This window comes from Streptomyces silvae (assembly GCF_016745505.1).
Lineage (GTDB): Bacteria > Actinomycetota > Actinomycetes > Streptomycetales > Streptomycetaceae > Streptomyces > Streptomyces silvae.
The window spans coordinates 1-19,190 of record NZ_JAERUC010000196.1 but is presented as its reverse complement, the minus strand read 5'-3'; the positions used below and the strand labels follow the sequence as shown (position 1 = coordinate 19,190).

Here is a 19,190-nt window from a genome sequence, read left to right as displayed (position 1 = left end):
CTACCGGAGTACCCTTCCTTGATCGTTGGTGGGGGAGTGGAAGGCGGTACACGGGTGAGCTCGGGAGGGTTCGAGCTGCCCCCAGGTGACGCGGGTCACGAGGGGGAATCGACCGATGCCCCGCCAGGTGCTGTCTCCCTCGCACAGCCCATGGAGATCGGTGCCGATCTCAACTGGGGAGCGGACGCCTGGAACGAGGTCCGCACGCGGGCCCAGCGCGCCGGGCGGGCGTACATCTGGCTGAATCTGGTGGAACAGCGGCTGCGCGCCGTGGTCTCCGCCGTGATCCGGCCGATCTACGAGCCGGTGCACGGCGAGGACTGGGTGGTGGCCGCCGCGGGGCCGGCGGGGCAGGAGTGGGTGCAGCGCGCCGTCGCGGTCCGGGAGGTCTCCCGCCGCAAGGGCTATCTGCTGGACCCGGCCGACGACAACGTCCTGAGCTTCCTCACGCTCCCGCAGCTGCGGGAGCTGATGGTCCAGCACTGGCCGTGCTTCGAGCCGTACTTCGACGACCGCCGCGAGGTGGAGCTCGCCCTGGACGAGCTGGAGGTCGCGCGCAACGTCGTCTCCCGCAACCGCGCGCTGAACGAGGCCGTCCTGGCGCAGGCCGAGCGGGCCTCCGCGCGGCTCCTGGAGATCCTCGGCAGCGGAGCCGCGGTCCCGTCCGCCGAGCGGCTGCCGGTCGACGCCGTGGAGGAGCTGGTCGGCGACCGGTACGCCGACGTGGTCTCCGTCCACCCGGACCGGGTGAGGCTGCAGCGCCAGCTGCCCGCCGAGGACCTGTTCGGCGGGGCCCGCCGGCTGGACGCGATCGGCATCGGGCTCAACCTCCTCACCCAGAACTTCTCGGGGCGCCGGCTGGTCCGCCTCGCCGAGTCGGGCTGCCGGGTCCGGCTGCTGTTCATCAACCCGGCGAGCAGCGCGGTCAAGCGCCGGGAGCGCGAACTGGGTCTCAAGAAGGGCGAGCTGAGCCGGTCCGTGGAGATGAACATCCTCCATATGCGCCGGGTCCGCTCCAAGCTCCGCGACCCGGGCGCCTTCCAGATCCACGTCTTCGACGAGACGCCGAGGTTCACGGCGTACCTGGTGGACGGGGACGGGCCCGACGCGGTGGGGGTCGTCCAGCCGTATCTGCGGCGCGCACGCGGCATGGAGGCGCCCGTGCTGGTGCTGCGCGGCGGAGGGCGTGCGGTGGTCAGGGCGGGGCAGGACAGCGAGCACGGCCTCTTCGAGACCTACCGCGAGGAGTTCGAGTCGGTCTGGACGGACTCCAGGCCCGTCTCCTGACGCCCCTTCCGGCGTTGTCAGTGGTGCGTGCGAAGGTGGTCATCACTTGGGGGAACGCACCATATGAGGAGGTACGGGATGAGCTGGATCAGCGGACCGCTGCTGGCGTTCGACCTGGAGACCACGGGGACGGACGTCGAGACCGACCGCATCGTGACGGCGGCGGTCGTCCGGCTCGAGGCGGACGGATCGGTGTCGCGGGAGCGGACCTGGCTGCTGGATCCCGGTGTGGCCATACCGGAGCAGGCATCGGCGATCCACGGCATCTCGACGGAACGGGCCCGCGCGCACGGGGCGCCGGCCGCGGCCGCGGTCGAGGAGATCGCGGCGGCCGTCGCCGAGGGGCTGCGCTCGGGGACCCCGCTGGTGGTGATGAACGCGCGGTACGACCTGTCCCTGCTCGACCGTGAGTGCCGGCGGTACGGCATCGAGTCGGTCAGCGAGCGCCTGGGCGACGCTCCTTCACCCGTCATCGACCCTCTGGTGATCGACAAGCACGTCGACAAGTACCGGAAGGGGAAGCGGGCGCTGCACGCGCTCTGCGCCCACTACGGGGTGTCGCTGGAGGACGCGCACGACGCGCGGGCGGACGCCGTGGCCGCGGCCCGTGTGGTGCGGCGCATGGGGGAGAAGCACCAGCCCGTCGGGGTGATGGGCCTGGAGGAGCTGCACGGCCTCCAGGTGCGCGCGGCGGCCGAGCAGTCCCTCTCCCTGCAGGCCTATCTGCGGCGTACTGCGGACCCGGCGGCGGTCGTCGAAGCTGCCTGGCCGCTCATCCCCCGGATGCGATGACCGCGGCTGCGGGGGCGGTGGTCCGGGAGGGGCCTGGGATCAGTTGGGGGCCGGGGTGGGCGTGTCGTCGGCCTTGATGTCGTAGTCGATCTTGTCGCCGTCGACCGCGGTGACGGTGACCGTGACGCCCAGGGTGCTGCCGTCGGCGGCCTTCAGCGTGCAGCGGGTGGTGGTGCCGACCTTGCCGACCAGGTCGTCGGGGCAGGTGACGTCCGGCTTCGGCTGGCCGGTGGTGGCGGCCAGCTTCTCGGCCACCGTGTCGCCCAGTTGTGCAGCGGACACCTTCGGCGCGAAACCCCCGTCGGATCCCTCCGACGCGCCGGCGGACTTCTTCGGTTCCACGTTCCCGATGGACACCGAGCCCGAGCAGCCGACGAGGAGCGCACCGGCCGCCACCGTCGCGAGGCTCCATGCCACCACGGGCAGGCGGGATATGGTCATGACAAGCTCCAATGCGTGCGTGAATGCTGCTGATGGGACGGTGCGGTGTCCGGATGGCGCGCTGTTGCGATGGTGCGCCGGCCGGGTCGGGACAAACAGACGGCAGCATACGCGCCGGCCCGGTGCCGGACCCGGGCTTTCGTGCGGCGCGGCCCCGCTCAGAACGGGTACCAGCGCACCTCGGGGTCGTCCTCGCGCAGGGAGGCCACCCGGCGCCGGAATTCGGCCAGCGCCTTCGGGTTCGCCGGGGCGTGCTGGGAGACCCAGGCGCAGCTGGCCGTCTCGCGGGCGCCGCGCAGGACCGCGCAGCCTTCCCAGCCTCGCACGTCCCAGCCGTACGCCTCGGTGAACGCGTCGTAGGCCTCGGCGGGCAGGCCGTAGCGGTCACGGGAGAGCGCCAGGACCACCAGGTCGTGCTCGCGCAGATCGGCGGAGAAGGTCTCCAGGTCGACCAGGACCGGTCCGTCCGGCCCGACATGGACGTTGCGGGGGAGCGCGTCGCCGTGGATGGGGCCCGGCGGCAGGTGCGGGGCGAGGGCCGCCGCCGCCTTCGCGAAGCCGTCGCGCCGGCCGCGCAGATAGTCGGCGTCCGCCGGGTCGATCGCGTCGCCCGCGAGCCGCAGCCAGCGCTCGACACCGCCCAGCAGCTCGCGGCGCGGCAGCGTGAAGTCCCCCGGCGCGGGCAGCGCGTGGACCTGGGTGAGCAGCGGGGCGAGGTCGCGCGGCTCGGGCGGCCGTACGGCCTCGGGCAGCCGGTGCCACAGGGTCACCGGGTGGCCCTCCACCAGGCGGGCCTCCGGCTCGGCGGCCCGGACGGCGGGTACGCCCGCGTCGGCCAGCCACCGGGCGACGGCCACCTCGCGCTCGGCCCGTTCCCGCAGCTCCGGGTGGTGGGTGGCGTCCCGGCCGACCTTGGCCACCAGGCCGTCGACGGCGAACACCGCGTTCTCGCCCAGCGCGAGGAGCTCCGCACCGGTGGGCAGACCGGCGGCCGTCAGTACCTCGCGTGCGCGCAATTCGTCCATGGCCCCGATTTTCTCATCCTCGCAGGCCACCTTGACGAACGGGCGGCCCGTCAGCACGATGACGAGGGCCGCTCGGTCGGCCATACGGGGATGAAACCGATCCAGGAATGACAAAGGGGTCGAATTCATGACACTGGCGACCGCAACGACGCGGTCCGGGCGCACGCGCCCACACGGCGGGCCGGGCGGGAGCCGCCGGCGGGACGGCGCCACCTGGTTCCTGGTGCTGCCCGCACTGATCCCGATCCTCATCCTGAGCGTCGGCCCGCTGCTGTACGGCATCCTGCTGGCCTTCACCGACGCGCAGTCGGGCCGCACCCGCTCCACCCAGTGGATCGGCGTCCTCAACTTCCAGGACCTGCTGCACGACACCCTGTTCTGGGACTCGTTCCGGATCGGTCTGCTCTGGGCCGTGGGGGTCACGGTCCCGCAGTTCGTGCTCGCCCTCGGCCTCGCCCTGCTGCTCAACGCGAACCTGCGGATGCGCTGGCTCGCCCGGGCGCTGGCGATCGTCCCCTGGGCCATGCCCGAGGTCGTCGTCGGCATCATGTGGCGCCTGGTCTACAACCCCGACGCGGGCATCCTCAACGAGACCATCCGGGACCTCGGCCTCGGCGACGGCAGGGACTGGCTGACCGGGCTCGCCACCGCGCTGCCCGCCGTGATCGTCGTCGGCGTCTGGGCCGGTATGCCGCAGACCGCCGTGGCGCTGCTCGCCGGTCTGCAGAACACCCCGGACGAGCTGCACGAGGCGGCCGCCCTCGACGGAGCCGGGGCCTGGCGCCGCTTCCGTACCGTCACCTGGCCCGCGATCAGGCCGGTGGCACTCGCGATCAGCGCGCTCAACTTCATCTGGAACTTCAACTCCTTCGCCCTGGTCTACGTCCTGACCAGCGGCGGACCCGGCGGCCGCACCCGGCTGCCGATGCTCTTCGCCTACGAGGAGGCGTTCCGCTACGGGCAGTTCGGCTACGCCGCCGCCATGGGATGCGTGATGGTCGCCGTCATCTCGGTGCTCCTCGCCTTCTATCTCGTCGGCCGGCTCAGGGGAGGCGAGGACGCATGAGCCTCCGTACGGGCAGAACCGCGCGCGCCGGGCAGTACGCCGCGCTCCTGTGCTACCTCGTCTTCCTGGCGTTCCCCTTCCTCTGGCTGATCTCCACCGCCTTCAAGCCGGCCCGTGAGCTCGGATCGCTGCACCCCACGTGGATCCCCGAGGACCCGACGCTGGACAACTTCCGGCAGGCCTTCGACGAACAGCCGCTGCTGCGGGCCGCGGCCAACTCGCTCACCGCCGCGCTCTGCGCCGCCCTGATCGCCGTCGTCATCGCCACCCCCATGGCCTATGTGATGGCCCGCCACCGGGGGCGGCTGTCCACGGCCGCCACCGGGTGGGTCGTGGTCAGCCAGGCGTTCCCGTTCGTCCTGGTGATCATCCCGCTCTTCCTGGTCCTCAAGCACCTGCACCTGATCAACTCGCTGTGGGGGCTGATCCTGGTGTACGTCGTCTGGTCACTCCCCTTCGCGCTCTGGATGCTCGCCGGCTACGTACGGGCCGTGCCGCCCGAGCTGGAGGAGGCCGCCGCGGTCGACGGGGCGGGGAGGGCGCGGATCCTCATGTCGGTCACCGCGCCGCTGCTGGCCCCGGGGATCGTCGCCACCGCGCTCTTCGCGTTCATCACCGCATGGAACGAGTTCTTCTTCGCGCTCGTCCTGCTCAAGACCCCGGAGAAGCAGACCTTGCCGGTCGTACTCACCCACTTCCTCGGCGCGGAGGGTGTGGCCGACCTCGGACCGCTCGCCGCCGCCGCGTTCCTCGCCACCCTTCCCTCGCTCGTGCTCTTCGCGGTCATCCAGAAGCGCATCACGGGCGGCCTGACCGCCGGGGCGGTGAAGCACTGATGCGCCGCCGCCTGCCCGCGCTCGCCGCGACGGCCACCGCGCTCGCCCTCCTGCTGACCGGCTGCTCGGGAGAGGGCCACGGCAGGGACGCCGACGGCACGATCCGGCTCAGCTTCCAGTCGCTGGCCTGGCAGAAGGAGTCCGTCGACGCCAACAAGCAGCTCGTACGCGAGTGGAACGCCGCCCACCCGGGCATCCAGGTGGACTACGTCCAGGGCAGCTGGGACAACGTGCACGACCAGCTGCTCACCTCCTTCGAGGGCGGCGAGGCGCCCGACATCATCCACGACGCCTCCGACGACCTCGCGGACTTCGCGTACGGCGGATACCTCGCCGATCTGCGGGACCTGCTGCCCGGCCGGCTGACCCGGGACATCCCCCGGCAGTCCTGGGAGACCACCACCTTCGACGGCGGCGTCTACGGGGTCCCCTTCCTCCAGGAACCCAAGGTCCTCATCGCCAACACGAAGATCCTCGCGTCCTCGGGTGTCCGGATCCCGACCCCGGAGAAACCCTGGAGCTGGCCGGAATTCCGCCAGGTCAGCGAGAAGCTGACGACGAAGGGGACGTACGGGGTCGCCTGGCCGCTCAAGGAGCCGGTCTCCGTCACCCTCAACCTGGGCCTCTCGGCCGGCGGGCAGCTCTTCCACCGGGGCGCGGACGGCAAGGTGACCATCCGGTCCGACGCCGGCGACCGGATCATGCCCGGCACGGTCCGCGACCAGGTCAACTCCGATCACAGCGCCGCGCGCTCGGCGCTCGGCATGGGCGGGTCGGACACGCTCCCCGGCTTCTTCGGCGGCAAGTACGCCATGGTCCCGCTCGGCTTCTCCTACCGCCAGCAGGTCGTCGAGCAGGCCCCCGAGGGCTTCGGGTGGACGGTGCTGCCGGCCCCGGCCGGCAGTGGAGGGCTCGCCCAGGGGGTCAGCCCGCAGACCCTCTCGGTCGCCGAGGACAGCCCGCACAAGAAGGAGGCCGCGCAATTCATCGACTTCCTGCTGCGCCCCGCGAACATGGTGCGGCTGGCCAAGGGGGACTGGATGCTGCCCACCGGCACCGAGGCGCTGGCCGATCCCGCGCTGCACACCGAGGAGAACGGCTGGGCGACCGGCACCGCGCTCGCCCGTGCGCTGCGCCCCGCCCCCGCGCAGTCGGTGCGCGGCTATCCCGAGTGGAAGGACAAGGTCGCCACGCCCGCCCTCCAGGAGTACTACAGCGGGGCCATCGGCACCGAGGAGCTGAGAAAACGCCTGGTCGACGACGGAAACCGGGTGCTGGCCCGCTACCAGCGCTGAACCGGGCGGGGCCAGGCCCGCATATTCTGGTGGACGAGACGTCTCGTCTCGTTTAGGGTGGCGGCATGCCAACGACCCCGCCTGCCCACATCGCCATGTTCTCCATCGCCGCCCACGGACATGTGAACCCGAGCCTCGAAGTGATCCGGGAGCTCGTCGCCCGTGGGCACCGCGTCAGTTACGCCATCCCGGCCTCCTTCGCCGGGACGGTCGCCGCCACCGGGGCCGAGCCGGTGATCTATACCTCCGTGCTGCCCACCGCGGACAACCCGGAGGACTGGGGCACCGAACTCATCGACAACATCGAGCCGTTCCTGGAGGACGCCGTCCAGGCCCTTCCGCAGCTCGCCGACGCCTTCGACGGGGACGAGCCCGACCTCGTCCTGCACGACATCACCTCCTACCCGGCCCGCGTCCTCGCCCACCGCTGGGGCGTTCCCGCCGTCCAGCTCTGGCCCAATCTCGTCCCCTGGGAGGGGTACGCGGAGGAGGTCGGCGACCCCGCGACCGCCGAGCTGAAGCAGACCGAGCGGGGCCGGGCGTACTACGCGCGCTTCGCCGCGTGGCTCGCCGGGAACGGTCTGGGCGACCTCTCATCGGACGACTTCGTGGCCCGGCCGCGCCGCGGTCTCGTACTGATCCCCGAGGCGCTCCAGCCGAACGCCGACCGGGTGGATCACGCCAGGTTCACCTTCGTCGGCGCCTGCCAGGGCGACCGGGCCGGCCAGGGCGAGTGGAAGCGGCCCGCCGGTGCCGAGAAGGTCCTGCTGGTCTCCCTCGGGTCCTCGTTCACCGACGAGCCGGCGTTCTACCGCGAGTGCGTCAAGGCGTTCGGCGACCTGCCGGGCTGGCACGTGGTGCTGCAGATCGGCAGCCGGGTGGACCCCTCCGCGCTCGGCGACGTACCGGACAGTGTCGAGGTGCACTCCCGGGTCCCGCAGCTGTCCGTGCTGAAGCAGGCGGACGCCTTCATCACCCACGCGGGCGCGGGCGGCAGCCAGGAGGGGCTCGCCACCGCCACCCCGATGGTGGCGGTCCCGCAGGCCGTGGACCAGTTCGGCAACGCGGACATGCTCCAGGCCCTCGGCGTCGCCCGGCACCTGCCGAAGGAGGAGGCCGACGCCGCCTCCCTGCGTGCCGCGGTGCTCGCCCTGGTGGACGACCCCGACGTGGCCGCGAGGCTGGCCCGGATCCAGGAGCGGATGGCGGGGGAGGGCGGGAGCGTGCGGGCCGCCGACCTCATCGAGGCCGAACTGCCGCCCGCGAAGAGCTGATCCGACCGCATGTCACCGGGACCGCTCCCGTGCTCGGGCTCCTCGCCGGCGGGGCGGTCCCGGTGGTGTGCGCACGGTCCGCACAACCGAAACGTCCCATTCCACTCACGCGCTCATTAGCAGTGATGTGCGGTCATGCGCCCTCGATCGCGCCGAGTTCACCCGTCAGAAGCGTATGTGGGCCTTCATGTTCGAAAAAAGCTCGCGGCGGTTTGCCCGGCATCGAGCGATGTGCGCAGGTTTTCTGTGACCAAAGTTTGCCGAGTGGGTGACGGCTGCATGAAGTTCTTGATCTGGGCGCGTCAATCGAGCAGTGTTTCGAGGCAGCCCCCGGAGATCTTCCGGCCGAGGGCCAATCCCCCCACAAAGAATGACGAGGAGACCCCTCTTCATGGCACTTCACAAGCGCGTGCGTTCGGTCAAGCTCACCGCCGCGATAACCGCCGTGGCAGCCGCCGCCGGCGTCACCCTGCTCACCACCCCGTTCGCCGGAGCCGCTCCGGCGCCCGCGATGGGCACCGTCTACGGCGCGGACGCGGCGACGGCCGTCTCCGGCAGCTACATCGTGATGCTGGACCAGAAGGCCGACAAGGCCGGGCTGGCCAAGGAGTACGGCGGCAAGCTCCAGCGGAACTACAAGTCGGCCATCAACGGCTTCTCCGCCAGCGGGCTTTCGGAGACCGAGGCCAAGCGGCTCGCCGCCGACCCGGCCGTCTCCAAGGTCGTCCAGAACAAGAAGTTCCACATCGACGCCACCCAGGACAACCCGCCGTCGTGGGGGCTGGACCGGATCGACCAGGCCGAGACCGCCGGTGACGACGCGTACACCTACCCGGACGCCGCCGGCGGCGACGTCACGGCGTACGTGATCGACACGGGTGTCCGCATCACCCACAACGACTTCGAGGGCCGCGCCACGTCGGGCTTCGACGCCGTGGACAACGACGACGACGCCGACGACGGCAACGGACACGGCACCCATGTGGCCGGGACCATCGCGGGCGCATCGCACGGGGTGGCCAAGAAGGCGAAGATCGTGGCCGTCCGCGTCCTGGACGACGCGGGCTCGGGCACCACCGAGCAGGTCGTCGCGGGCATCGACTGGGTCACCGAGAACCACCAGGGCCCGTCCGTCGCCAACATGAGCCTCGGCGGATCCGCGGACCCGGCGCTGGACGCGGCCGTGCAGAAGGCCATCGCCTCCGGCGTCACCTTCGCGGTCGCCGCGGGCAACGAGTCGAGCGACGCCGGCGAGGGCTCCCCCTCCCGCGTCCCCGAGGCCATCACGGTCGCCTCGTCCACGGTGGACGACGAGCAGTCGTCGTTCTCCAACTTCGGCTCGGTCGTGGACATCTACGCGCCCGGCTCGGACATCACGTCGGCCTGGAACGACAGCGACGACGCCACGAACACCATCTCGGGTACGTCCATGGCGACCCCGCACGTGGTCGGCGCGGCCGCCGTCTACCTCGGCGGTCACCCGGACGCCACCCCCGAGGAGGTCGCCACGGCGCTCACCGACGGCGCCACCCCGGACGCCATCTCCAACGCGACCGAGGGCACCGCGAACAAGCTCCTGAAGATCGTGGAGTAGGTCCGAAGGGCCGCACAGCACATGCAGGAGGCCGCCGCGCCCTCCCCCACGGGGCGCGGCGGCCTGTTCCATGAGGAAGCTCTAGGGTGGGGACATGAGCACGATGTACGCGGCGCTGCTGCGGGGGATCAACGTCAGCGGCCACCGGCGGGTCCCGATGGCCGAACTGCGCACGCTGCTCGGTGGGCTGGGGCACGAGGACGTCGCCACCCACCTGCAGAGCGGGAACGCCGTCTTCCGCAGCGCGTCGGACGACGAGGGCGAGCTCGCCGCCGGGCTGGAGCGGGCGATCCAGGAGCACTTCGGCTTCCCGGTCGACTGCCTCGTCCGCTCGGGCGCCTATCTCGCGGCCGTGGCCGACGCCTGCCCCTTCCCCGCCGCCGAGCTCGAGGCGAAGCAGCTGCACGTCACGTACGTCGACAAGCCCCTCGACGCGGCACGGTTCGCCTCGCTCGACGCCGACGCGTTCCGCCCGGAGGAGTTCCGGCTCGGGGACCGCGCCCTGTATCTGTACGCGCCCGAGGGGCTCGGCCGCTCCAAGCTCGCCGTGGCGCTCGGCCGTCCCGCCCTCACCCGTGGCCTCGTCGCCACCAGCCGTAACTGGAACACCGTGGTCAAGCTTGTGGAGATGACGCGTGACTGAGCCCCTGCCCGCCGTGGACGCAGCCGTAGAGGGCGAGCTCCGCCTCCTCGACCCCGTGGTACGGGCCTCGGCGGACGTGCTGGCCACCCTGCTGCACCCCGACTTCCGGGAGATCGGCACCAGCGGCCGGCTCTGGGAGCGGGACACGATCATCGCCATGCTCACGGACCCGGAGGCGCCCCGCCGCGACTCGCTCGTCGCGACCCGGATGCGGGGTGACCAGCTCGCCCCCGACCTGGTGCACCTCACCTTCGACACCGAGTCGAACGGCCTGCGGTCCCATCGCAGTTCGCTGTGGCGGCTGACCGGGAGCGGCTGGCGGCTCTACTTCCACCAGGCGACGCCCTTCATCGACGATCCGTTCGCCGAGGTCTGAGCCGCCGAGGTCCGAGCCGGCGGGATCCGAGCGGCCGAGGTCCGAGCCGGCGGGGCCACAGGGCTCCCACGGCTTCCGCAGCACACCCCGGGACGGCGTCGCAAGAGTGCCGCCCCGGACTGTTCTGCGCCCGGAGTGCGGCCGGTTCTCGCCGGAGGGGCTGATTCCGGCCACCTGCGGCGCCCGGGCAAAACACTGGTAAGCCGTCCGAACGGGCCGCGCCCCGGCCGGCCCGGTCCGGACCGTGGGCACGGCCGGCGGCGCGGCCCGCGGGCAGCGGCGGTGTGTAGGAACGCGATGCGCGTAGACAGCCGCCGACGTCCGATCCCCGTTACGGGCTTTGCTGCAATTCGCTGTCCGCCTCCGTTCGGTGGGCGGACCCCGTTGTTCGGAGGCCACTCGCACGCATAGCGGAGTTCAGGGTCCGTTCTCCGTCGCGGTCCGGAAGGCGACCTTGTCACCGGTGCAAGCGGAGTCAAGGATTCGAGTCGTGCGGTTGGCAGGTCCACGACCAGAACCCGCGGTCGAGGACAGCCGCACATCCCGGCCCGCCCACCCAGCGGACCTGACACCCCCAATGACGGAGGATCCTGTGACCTTCAAGCGCTTCGCCCCCCTCAGCTCGCTCTCCAGACGCGCTCGCCTCATCGCCGCGACCTCAGGTCTGGTCACCGCTGTCGCGCTTGCTGCACCCACCGCGGTAGCCCAGGCGGCACCGGACGCCACCGTGTCGAAGGCCGCGCTCGCCGACGCCAGCTCGGCCGTCCGCGGCGCCGACATCGCGGGTACCGCCTGGTACACCGACGCGAGCACCGGCAAGGTCGTCGTGACCGTCGACAGCTCGGTCACCGCCGCCGAGATCGCCACGATCAAGGAGTCGGTCACCGACTCGGGCGCGAAGGCCGACATCAAGCGCACCGAGGGCACGTTCAACAAGCTCATCGCGGGCGGACAGGCCATCTACGCCGGCGGCGGACGCTGCTCCCTCGGCTTCAACGTCCGCAGCGGCAGCACCTACTACGCGCTGACCGCCGGGCACTGCACCGAGATAGGCAGCACCTGGTACACCAACTCGGGCCAGAGCACGACCCTCGGCACGCGGGCCGGCTCCAGCTTCCCGGGCAACGACTACGGGCTGATCCGGCACTCCAACTCCGCCGCGGCGGACGGCCGGGTCTACCTCTACAACGGCAGCTACCAGGACATCACCTCGGCCGCGACCCCCAGCGTCGGCCAGTCCGTCAAGCGCAGCGGTTCCACCACCGGCGTCCACAGCGGCACCGTCACCGGCCTCAACGCGACGGTGAACTACGGCGGCGGCGACATCGTCAGCGGCCTGATCCAGACCAACGTCTGCGCCGAGCCCGGCGACAGCGGCGGTTCGCTCTTCTCCGGCACCACGGCACTGGGCCTCACCTCGGGCGGCAGCGGCAACTGCTCCTCCGGCGGCACCACGTTCTTCCAGCCGGTCACCGAGGCGCTGAGCGCCTACGGCGTCAGCGTCTTCTAGCGCTCACGCACCCCCACGACCTGCCGACGGGCCGCGCTCACCGAGCGCGGCCCGTTGTCGTGACCGCTTTCCCCGAGGTCCGGCGGTATGCAAGGCTCACGGCATGCGCTACATCATCGTGGGAACGGGCGCCGTCGGCGGCGCCATAGGAGGACGGCTCGCGGAGGCGGGCCACGAGGTGGTGCTCGTCGCGCGGGGCGCCCAGTACGACGCCCTGCGCGAGGACGGGCTGCGCCTCACCACACCCGAGGGGACACGCACCCACCGGCTGCCCGTCGCGGACGGCCCGGCGGCGGTCGGTCTCCGGCCCGACGACGTCCTCGTCCTCGCCGTGAAGACGCAGGACAGCGTCGCAGCCCTCGACGCCTGGAGCGTGCGGCCCGTGGCCGGCGGCGGAACGGCCGGGGAGCGGCTCCCCCTGATCTGCGCGCAGAACGGCGTCGAGAGCGAACGGCTGGCCCTGCGCCGCTTCCACCGCGTCTACGGCTGCTGCGTCTTCCTCCCCGCCACCTTCGTGGAGCCGGGCAAGGTGCTCGCCCCCGGAGCGCCGCTCACCGGCATCCTGCACCTCGGCCGCTACCCCTCCGGCACCGACGACACCGTGCGCGCCGTCGCGGCCGACTGGGAGAAGGCGAGGCTGGAGGCCCCCGTCGTCCCCGATGTGATGCGCTGGAAGTACGCCAAGCTGCTCTCCAACCTCGCCAACGCGATCGAGGCGGCCACCGGAGTGCTGAGCGGACCCGACGCCTCCGCCCTCCTCGACCGGGCGCAGGCCGAGGGACGCGCGGTCCTCGCCGCCACCGGCATCGAGGCCACGGACAGCGCCGAGCAGGAGGCGGCCCGCGACGGAAGGATCCGCTTCGACCCGCTCGACGGGTCCGAGCGCGGCGCCGGGTCCTCCTGGCAGAGCCTCAGCCGCGGCACGGGCACCATCGAGGCCGACTACCTCAACGGGGAGATCGTCCTGCTCGGCCGGCTGCACGGCGTCCCGACACCCGTCAACGAGGTACTGCGGCGCACCGCGAACTCCTTCGCCCGGGAGCGGCGGGCCGCCGGATCGATGACGGTGGCCGAGCTCACCGCCCTCGCCGACGCGGAGTCCTGAGCGCCCGGGAGATGGCCCAGCGGAACACCGGCCGAATGGCCCAGAGCCACGGGCCACATGCTCTCTAGGCTCCTCGCATGACCACCCATGTGAACGACACGACGGGCAGGACGACGGTCGACTTCTACTTCGACCCCGCCTGCCCGTTCGCCTGGATCGCCTCCCGGTGGATGCTGGAGGTCGAGCGCCGGCGCGACATCGACCTCCGCTTCCACGTCATGAGCCTCCACCTGCACAACACCGGCAACGAACTCCCCGGCTGGTACCGCGAACTGGTCGACCGGTCGATCGGCCCCGTCCGGGTCGCCGCCGCGGCGGCCGAGGAGCACGGCCCCGGCATCCTCAGGGACCTCTACACTGCGCTGGGCACCCGCATCCACCCCGGGAAGAACGAGGACTTCGACGCCGTCGTCGCCGAGTCGCTCGCCGAACTGGGCCTGCCCGCCGCCCTCGCGGAGGCCGCGCACACGGACACGTACGACGAAGCGGTACGCCGCAGCCATGACCGGGGGAAGGACCCCGCCGCCGGCTCCTACGTCGGCACGCCCACCATCCACGTCGACGGAACCGTCTGGTTCGGGCCGGTGCTCAACTCCGTACCTAGGGGGGAGGAGGCGGCGCGGCTCTTCGACAGCTTCCGGGTCCTCGCCGGCCACCCGGACTTCTTCGAGCTGAAGCGCGAGCGCACCGGCAGCCTGGACCTCGCGGACACGGGTCAGGCGCTCAGCGTCCCGGCCACCGGCACCCGCGCCTCGTCGTAGCGGGTCAGCAGCAGCCGGGCCAGGGCGGGGGACGGGCCCAGTACGCCGGCGAGGACATCGGCACCGGCCTCCTCCGCGCCCGCCGCGATGCGGTCCGGGAGGCGGCCGGGGGCGATGACGTACGGGGCCACCGCGACCCGCCGGACGCCGTCCGCCCGAAGGGCGCGTACGACGTCCGCGGTGCGCGGAAGCGATGCGGAGGCGAACGCAGGCCGCACGGCGCACCAACCGGTGTGCCGCAGCTCCCGCGCGATTTCAGCGATCACTGCGATCGCCTCCGGGTCGGTGGAGCCCGCCGAGGCCAGGACCAGCCCGGTCGAGCTCTTGTCGCCGGGCGCCACCCCGGCCTCGTACAGCCGCCGCTCCAGGGCCGCGTTCAGCAGCGGGGACGGGCCGAGGACACCGGCCTGGCCGATCCGCAGCCGGGGCAGCCGTGCGCGGGCCTCGCGCAGCACCGAGGGGATGTCCGACTTGGCGTGGAAGGCCCGCGTGAGCAGCAGGGGAAGGGCGACGACCTCGCCCGCGCCCTCGGCGGCCAGGCGCTCCAGCACCCGGGGCACGGACGGCGCGTTGAACTCCAGGAAGCCCGTCTCCACGCGCAGCCCGGGCCGCAGCGCCCGCACCCGCGCGGTGAGCGCGTGCACGGTCGCCGCGTGCCGCGGGTCGCGGCTGCCGTGGGCGATGACGAGCAGGACGGGGGAGGCCATGGGAACTCAGCTCTTGACGAGGAGACCGCGGCTGCGCAGCACCCGCCGCTCCAGCGGACTGAAGATCAGCAGGTCGATGGCGATGCCGACGAACAGGATGAGGAGGATCGCCAGGAAGATGCCCGGCATGTCGAAGTTGTTCCGGCCGTTCTCCAGCAACTGGCCGAGGCCCAGGCCCAGGTCGGGCGAGGACGCGATGATCTCGGCGGCCATGAGGGAACGCCAGGAGAACGCCCAGCCCTGCTTGAGGCCCGCCAGATAGCCGGGCAGCGCGGCCGGCAGGACGATGTGGATCGTCCCGCGCAGCCCCGTCGCGCCGATCGTGCGGCCCGCGCGCAGGAACAGCGGCGGCACCTGGTCGACGCCGGAGACCAGGCCGTTGGCGACGGACGGCACCGCGCCCAGCAGGATCACCGCGTACATCGTCCTGTCGTCCAGGCCCAGCCAGATGATCGCCGGCGCCACCCAGGCGACGGACGGCAGGGACTGAAGTCCGGACAGGATCGGGCCGATCGCCGCCCTGACCACCTTCACCCGCGCGACCAGCAGCCCCAGCGGGGTGCCGATCGCGACGGCCATCACGAAGCCGAGCAGACCGCGCGACACACTGGTCCAGACGACCTCCAGCAGGGTGCCCTGCACCCACATGTCGGTCAGGCTCTCCCAGACCGCGGAGGGCGGCGGCAGCTTGTAGTCGTCGGTGACCTTCGCCCAGACGAGCAGCTGCCAGACGAGGACCACCAGGACGACCGCGACGACCGGCGGCAGCACCTTGTTGAGCAGGATCTCGCGGGTCGGCGTCCTGCGTACCTGTACGGCGTCGAGGGCGTCCAGCCCCGCCTCGAGACCCGCCAGGTCGTCGGCCTTGGTTTCAGTGCTGGCCATGTCGGCGGATCTCCCCACGCAGTTGTTCGGTGATCTCGACGGACAGTTCCGCCACGGCGGTGTCCTCGATGCGGCGGGGCTGCTCGATGTCGACCGTCCACTCCCGGGCGATCCGGCCGGGACGCGAGGACAGCAGGATGACGCGCTGCGCGAGCCGCACCGCCTCGCGCACGTTGTGGGTGACGAAGAGGACGGAGGCGTTGGTCTCGCGCCAGATCCGGGTCAGCTCGTCGTGCAGCACATCGCGGGTGATGGCGTCGAGCGCGGCGAACGGCTCGTCCATCAGCAGCAGCTGGCTGTCCTGGGCGAGCGCCCGGGCCATCGCCACCCGCTGGCGCATACCGCCGGAGAGCTCGTGCACCCGCTTCCCGTACGCCCCGCCGAGGCGCACGAGTTCGAGCAGCCGCTCCGCCTCCGGGCGGCGGTCCGACTTCGGTACCCCGCGCAGCCGCAGGGCCAGTTCGATGTTCTTGCCCGCGGTCAGCCACGGGAAGAGGGCGTGCTCCTGGAACATCAGGGCCGGCCGCCCGCCGGGGGTCTCGATGGACCCCCCGGTCGGGCGGTCGAGTCCGGCCACCAGGTTGAGCAGGGTCGATTTGCCGCACCCGGACGCTCCCAGGAGGGTGACGAACTCGCCCGGAGCGACATCGAGCGAGATGTCGTCCAGGACGAGCTGCTGCCCCGTGGGTCCGGAGAAGGACTTGGACACGTGCGTGAGACGAGCGGCGTGCTCGACCGCCGCGCGGTCCTCGGCCTTGGTGAGGGTGGTGGTCGCCATGGTCGTCACCTCCTGGGAGTCATCGGAGATCCTGGTGCGGTCGGGTGGGCTACTTGGCGCCGAGACCGGCGTCGGCGACCTCGGGCTGACCCTCGGCCTTGAGGATCTTGTTCAGCGGCTTCAGGTCGTAGATGCCGGCGAGGTCGGGCTTCTCCAGCAGACCGGCCTTCACCGCGTGGTCGGCCTGCGCCTGGAGCGTGGCGGCCAGCGGGTCGTCGGTGATCTGGATGGACTCCCACGCCGGGTCGAGGACCTCGGCGGGCAGGGCCTTGCCGCTCAGCTTCTCCAGCGCCGAGTTGGCCGAGGCCTTCGCCTTGTCCGGGTTGGCGTTGATCCACTTGTTGGTGTTCACCGTGCCGCGCAGCACCGCGTCCACGACGTCCGGGTGCTCGGAGAGGAACTTCTGCGACACGATGATGTTCGTGATGACGAACTTGTCGTCCGGCCACAGCTTCGACTCGTCGAGCAGGACCTTGCCGCCCTCGGAGACCAGCTTGGAAGCGGTCGGCTCGGGGACCCAGGCGCCGTCCAGGGAACCGGACTTGAAGGCGTCCGGGGTCACCTTGTTGTCCGAGCGGACCACGGAGACGTCGCCCTTGCCGCTCTGGGCGTCGACCTTCCAGCCCTTCTCGGATATCCAGTTGAGGAAGGCCACGTCCTGGGTGTTGCCGAGCTGCGGGGTGGCGATCTTCTTGCCCTTGAGGTCGTCCAGGGTCTTGATCTTCTTCGGGTTCACGACGAGCTTCACGCCGCCGGAGGCCGAACCGCCGATGATGCGCAGGCTCTGGCCCTTGGACTTGCTGTAGCCGTTGATCGAGGGGGAGGGGCCGATGAAGCCGATGTCGATCGAACCCGCGTTGAGCGCCTCGATCTCGGAGGGCCCGGCGTTGAACGTCGAGGGCTTGACCGTGGTGCCGCCCAGCTCCTTGGCGATGAGGCCTTCCTGGATACCGACCAGGGCGGTGGCGTGCGTGACGTTCGGGAAGTACCCGATCTTCACGGTGTCCGCGGAGAGCTTCTTCCCGTCGGCGGAGACGTCCGTCTTACCGGAGTCGTCGTCCTTCGCCTCGGAGCCGTAGCCGCAGGCGGTGAGCGCCACGGCGAGCAGCGGCAGAGCGGCGGCAGCGGCGAGGCTGCGGCGGAGAGTGGTACGGGTGGCAGGCACGGGAGGCTTTCCTCTCGTTGGCCCGGTGCTCACGCCCCCCTTGAACGGGGTGACGCGGCCGGGCGGTCGGCAGGTCTTCGTCTGAACGGGCGGTGCGGGTGGCACGGGCGGGCGCGCAGGCAGTGCGCGTACGTCATCACGCACATCGTCCGACCCCGCCCTGGCCGCTGCCGAGGGCGCCGCTGCCGACCCGGCCGCCCTCCTTCGCGAAGGTCGAGAAGAAGTCGGTGAGCATCAGAAGTCCCACGCCGCGTCCTCGGCGGAGGTGTCCGCGTCCGCGTCCCCGTCGGTGACGGCGGCGAACGAGGCGCCGGCCATACCGGCGGTCAGCGTCGTGCCGTCGGCGGGGTCGATGAGCAGGAACGAGCCGGTGCGCCGCGAGTCCGCGTAGGCGTCGAGCGCGAGCGGCTCGGCGGTACGGACCACGACGCGTCCGATGTCGTTGGCGACGAGCTGCCCGGGGGCGGGGTGCTGGGAGAGGTCGTCCAGGGTGAGCCGCGACGGGATGTCCTTGACGATCGCCTTGACCGTGCGGGTGGTGTGCTTGAGCAGCACCCGCTGGCCCACCGTGAGCGGCCGGTCGGCCACGTGGCAGACCGTCGCCTCGACGTCCTGCGTGGTGGCGGGCGTGTCGGAGCTCGGCGCGATCAGATCGCCGCGCGACACGTCGATGTCGTCGGCCAGCCGGAGCGTCACCGACTGCGGGGCCCAGGCGATGTCGACGCTCTCGCCGAGCGCGTCGATCCCCTCGATCGTCGTGGTGCGCCCGGACGGAAGTACGGAGACGGCCTCGCCGACGCGGAACACCCCGGCGGCGATCTGGCCGGCGTACCCCCGGTAGTCGGGGTGCTCGGCGGTCTGCGGGCGGATCACGTACTGGACCGGGAAGCGCGCGTGGCACTCGGTGAGGTCGTGGCTGACCGGCACCGTCTCCAGGTGCTCCAGGACCGTCGGGCCGCCGTACCAGTCCATGTGGGCGGAGGGCTCCACCACGTTGTCGCCGGCCAGCGCCGAGATCGGGATCGCGGTGATCTCCGGGACGCCGAGCGAGGCGGCGTACGCGGTGAACTCCTCGGCGATCGCGGCGAAGACGGGCTCCGCGTAGTCCACCAGGTCCATCTTGTTCACGGCGAGGACGACGTGGGGGACCCGCAGGAGCGCGGCCACCGCGGCGTGCCGGCGGGTCTGCTCGACCACGCCGTTGCGGGCGTCGACGAGGACGACGGCCAGCTCGGCCGTCGAGGCGCCGGTGACCATGTTCCGGGTGTACTGCACATGGCCCGGGGTGTCCGCGAGGATGAAGCGGCGGCGCGGCGTGGCGAAGTAGCGGTACGCCACGTCGATGGTGATGCCCTGCTCGCGCTCGGCGCGCAGCCCGTCGGTCAGCAGCGCCAGGTCGGGCGCCTCCTGGCCGCGGTTGGTGGAGGCCAGCGCGACGGCTTCCAGCTGGTCGGTGAGGACCGACTTCGAGTCGTGCAGCAGCCGTCCGACGAGGGTCGACTTGCCGTCGTCGACGGACCCGGCGGTGGCGAACCGCAGCAGGGTGGTGGCCGAGAGCTGCTCGGTGGTGGTGGTGGTCATGGCGGGCCTCTCGTGTGGATCAGGCCGGGTCAGGGAGCGGGGTCTGGTGCCGTGCATCGCAAGGCGGAG

The 19,190-nt window shown here is 71.6% G+C and carries 19 protein-coding genes; 12 read left to right on the top strand and 7 right to left on the bottom strand.

Going from position 1 to position 19,190, the window contains the following annotated elements; all coding sequences use genetic code 11:
• Positions 1-54 precede the first annotated feature (54 nt).
• Together JKV81_RS32265 and JKV81_RS32260 are read left to right on the top strand one after the other, a co-directional pair.
• The gene (locus JKV81_RS32265) at positions 55-1,287 is read left to right on the top strand and encodes a DUF5919 domain-containing protein (RefSeq protein ID WP_129266171.1); all 1,233 of its coding nucleotides are present in this window, start codon (positions 55-57) and stop codon (positions 1,285-1,287) included.
• A gap of 78 nt (positions 1,288-1,365) precedes the next feature.
• The gene (locus JKV81_RS32260) at positions 1,366-2,079 is read left to right on the top strand and encodes an exonuclease domain-containing protein (RefSeq protein ID WP_124275405.1); all 714 of its coding nucleotides are present in this window, start codon (positions 1,366-1,368) and stop codon (positions 2,077-2,079) included.
• Between the two features lie 39 nt (positions 2,080-2,118).
• Here JKV81_RS32260 and JKV81_RS32255 read toward each other — a convergent pair whose 3' ends face one another.
• Positions 2,119-2,520: a DUF4333 domain-containing protein gene (locus JKV81_RS32255; protein ID WP_202079167.1), complete on the bottom strand. Its 402-nt coding sequence runs from the start codon at positions 2,518-2,520 to the stop codon at positions 2,119-2,121.
• A 158-nt stretch (positions 2,521-2,678) separates the two neighbouring features.
• Complete coding sequence (locus JKV81_RS32250) at positions 2,679-3,545, bottom strand: phosphotransferase enzyme family protein (RefSeq protein ID WP_202079241.1); 867 nt, start codon at positions 3,543-3,545, stop codon at positions 2,679-2,681.
• A gap of 127 nt (positions 3,546-3,672) precedes the next feature.
• On the opposite strand from JKV81_RS32250, the gene JKV81_RS32245 reads away from it, so the two are divergent.
• The 10 genes from JKV81_RS32245 (at position 3,673) to JKV81_RS32200 (ending at position 14,005) form a co-directional block, all read left to right on the top strand.
• Positions 3,673-4,611, top strand: a complete 939-nt coding sequence (locus tag JKV81_RS32245; protein WP_202079165.1) for a carbohydrate ABC transporter permease — start codon at positions 3,673-3,675, stop codon at positions 4,609-4,611.
• Entirely contained in the window at positions 4,608-5,447 is an 840-nt protein-coding gene (locus tag JKV81_RS32240) for a carbohydrate ABC transporter permease (protein ID WP_099174942.1), read from the top strand. The genes JKV81_RS32245 and JKV81_RS32240 overlap by 4 nt, the downstream gene beginning before the upstream one ends.
• Positions 5,447-6,742 (top strand): ABC transporter substrate-binding protein, encoded by a 1,296-nt coding sequence (locus JKV81_RS32235; protein WP_129266173.1) that lies wholly within the window; start codon positions 5,447-5,449, stop codon positions 6,740-6,742. The genes JKV81_RS32240 and JKV81_RS32235 overlap by 1 nt, the downstream gene beginning before the upstream one ends.
• 65 nt (positions 6,743-6,807) lie before the next feature.
• The gene (gene mgt / locus JKV81_RS32230) at positions 6,808-8,016 is read left to right on the top strand and encodes a macrolide-inactivating glycosyltransferase (RefSeq protein WP_202079163.1); all 1,209 of its coding nucleotides are present in this window, start codon (positions 6,808-6,810) and stop codon (positions 8,014-8,016) included.
• 391 nt (positions 8,017-8,407) lie between these two features.
• On the top strand, positions 8,408-9,610 hold the full coding sequence (locus tag JKV81_RS32225; RefSeq protein ID WP_202079161.1) for a S8 family peptidase: 1,203 nt from the start codon (positions 8,408-8,410) through the stop codon (positions 9,608-9,610).
• 94 nt (positions 9,611-9,704) lie between these two features.
• Entirely contained in the window at positions 9,705-10,253 is a 549-nt protein-coding gene (locus JKV81_RS32220; RefSeq protein WP_129266176.1) for a DUF1697 domain-containing protein, read from the top strand.
• Positions 10,246-10,629, top strand: coding sequence for a nuclear transport factor 2 family protein (locus tag JKV81_RS32215; RefSeq protein WP_202079159.1), 384 nt, complete (start codon positions 10,246-10,248; stop codon positions 10,627-10,629). Before JKV81_RS32220 ends, JKV81_RS32215 begins: the two co-directional genes overlap by 8 nt.
• A gap of 592 nt (positions 10,630-11,221) precedes the next feature.
• Complete coding sequence (locus tag JKV81_RS32210) at positions 11,222-12,139, top strand: S1 family peptidase (RefSeq protein WP_124275413.1); 918 nt, start codon at positions 11,222-11,224, stop codon at positions 12,137-12,139.
• Positions 12,140-12,242: 103 nt separating this feature from the next.
• The gene (locus tag JKV81_RS32205) at positions 12,243-13,244 is read left to right on the top strand and encodes a ketopantoate reductase family protein (RefSeq protein WP_202079157.1); all 1,002 of its coding nucleotides are present in this window, start codon (positions 12,243-12,245) and stop codon (positions 13,242-13,244) included.
• Positions 13,245-13,321: 77 nt separating this feature from the next.
• Complete coding sequence (locus JKV81_RS32200) at positions 13,322-14,005, top strand: mycothiol-dependent nitroreductase Rv2466c family protein (RefSeq protein ID WP_129266179.1); 684 nt, start codon at positions 13,322-13,324, stop codon at positions 14,003-14,005.
• Here JKV81_RS32200 and JKV81_RS32195 read toward each other — a convergent pair.
• The 5 genes from JKV81_RS32195 to JKV81_RS32170 form a co-directional block, all read right to left on the bottom strand.
• Complete coding sequence (locus JKV81_RS32195; protein WP_129266180.1) at positions 13,960-14,712, bottom strand: sirohydrochlorin chelatase; 753 nt, start codon at positions 14,710-14,712, stop codon at positions 13,960-13,962. The two genes, JKV81_RS32200 and JKV81_RS32195, sit on opposite strands and share 46 nt — an antisense overlap.
• Positions 14,713-14,718: 6 nt before the next feature.
• Complete coding sequence (locus tag JKV81_RS32190) at positions 14,719-15,597, bottom strand: ABC transporter permease (RefSeq protein WP_099174952.1); 879 nt, start codon at positions 15,595-15,597, stop codon at positions 14,719-14,721.
• A complete protein-coding gene (locus tag JKV81_RS32185; protein WP_099174953.1) occupies positions 15,584-16,375 on the bottom strand; it encodes an ABC transporter ATP-binding protein in 792 nt (263 codons plus the stop codon). The genes JKV81_RS32190 and JKV81_RS32185 overlap by 14 nt, the downstream gene beginning before the upstream one ends.
• Before the next feature lie 49 nt (positions 16,376-16,424).
• A complete protein-coding gene (locus JKV81_RS32180; RefSeq protein ID WP_202079155.1) occupies positions 16,425-17,540 on the bottom strand; it encodes an aliphatic sulfonate ABC transporter substrate-binding protein in 1,116 nt (371 codons plus the stop codon).
• Between the two features lie 234 nt (positions 17,541-17,774).
• Positions 17,775-19,121, bottom strand: coding sequence for a sulfate adenylyltransferase subunit 1 (locus JKV81_RS32170; RefSeq protein ID WP_202079153.1), 1,347 nt, complete (start codon positions 19,119-19,121; stop codon positions 17,775-17,777).
• Between the last annotated feature and the right edge of the window lie 69 nt (positions 19,122-19,190).

Excerpts from the sequence above, each read along its gene's own strand:
- JKV81_RS32245 (WP_202079165.1), top strand. The coding sequence starts at position 3,673 with ATGACACTGGCGACCGCAACGACGCGGTCCGGGCGCACGCGCCCACAC.
- JKV81_RS32235 (WP_129266173.1), top strand. The coding sequence starts at position 5,447 with ATGCGCCGCCGCCTGCCCGCGCTCGCCGCGACGGCCACCGCGCTCGCC.
- JKV81_RS32205 (WP_202079157.1), top strand. The coding sequence starts at position 12,243 with ATGCGCTACATCATCGTGGGAACGGGCGCCGTCGGCGGCGCCATAGGA.
- JKV81_RS32225 (WP_202079161.1), top strand. The coding sequence starts at position 8,408 with ATGGCACTTCACAAGCGCGTGCGTTCGGTCAAGCTCACCGCCGCGATA.
- JKV81_RS32220 (WP_129266176.1), top strand. The coding sequence starts at position 9,705 with ATGAGCACGATGTACGCGGCGCTGCTGCGGGGGATCAACGTCAGCGGC.
- JKV81_RS32255 (WP_202079167.1), bottom strand. The coding sequence starts at position 2,520 with ATGACCATATCCCGCCTGCCCGTGGTGGCATGGAGCCTCGCGACGGTG.
- JKV81_RS32195 (WP_129266180.1), bottom strand. The coding sequence starts at position 14,712 with ATGGCCTCCCCCGTCCTGCTCGTCATCGCCCACGGCAGCCGCGACCCG.
- JKV81_RS32260 (WP_124275405.1), top strand. The coding sequence starts at position 1,366 with ATGAGCTGGATCAGCGGACCGCTGCTGGCGTTCGACCTGGAGACCACG.
- JKV81_RS32250 (WP_202079241.1), bottom strand. The coding sequence starts at position 3,545 with ATGGACGAATTGCGCGCACGCGAGGTACTGACGGCCGCCGGTCTGCCC.
- mgt (WP_202079163.1), top strand. The coding sequence starts at position 6,808 with ATGCCAACGACCCCGCCTGCCCACATCGCCATGTTCTCCATCGCCGCC.
- JKV81_RS32170 (WP_202079153.1), bottom strand. The coding sequence starts at position 19,121 with ATGACCACCACCACCACCGAGCAGCTCTCGGCCACCACCCTGCTGCGG.
- JKV81_RS32240 (WP_099174942.1), top strand. The coding sequence starts at position 4,608 with ATGAGCCTCCGTACGGGCAGAACCGCGCGCGCCGGGCAGTACGCCGCG.
- JKV81_RS32200 (WP_129266179.1), top strand. The coding sequence starts at position 13,322 with ATGACCACCCATGTGAACGACACGACGGGCAGGACGACGGTCGACTTC.
- JKV81_RS32185 (WP_099174953.1), bottom strand. The coding sequence starts at position 16,375 with ATGGCGACCACCACCCTCACCAAGGCCGAGGACCGCGCGGCGGTCGAG.
- JKV81_RS32190 (WP_099174952.1), bottom strand. The coding sequence starts at position 15,597 with ATGGCCAGCACTGAAACCAAGGCCGACGACCTGGCGGGTCTCGAGGCG.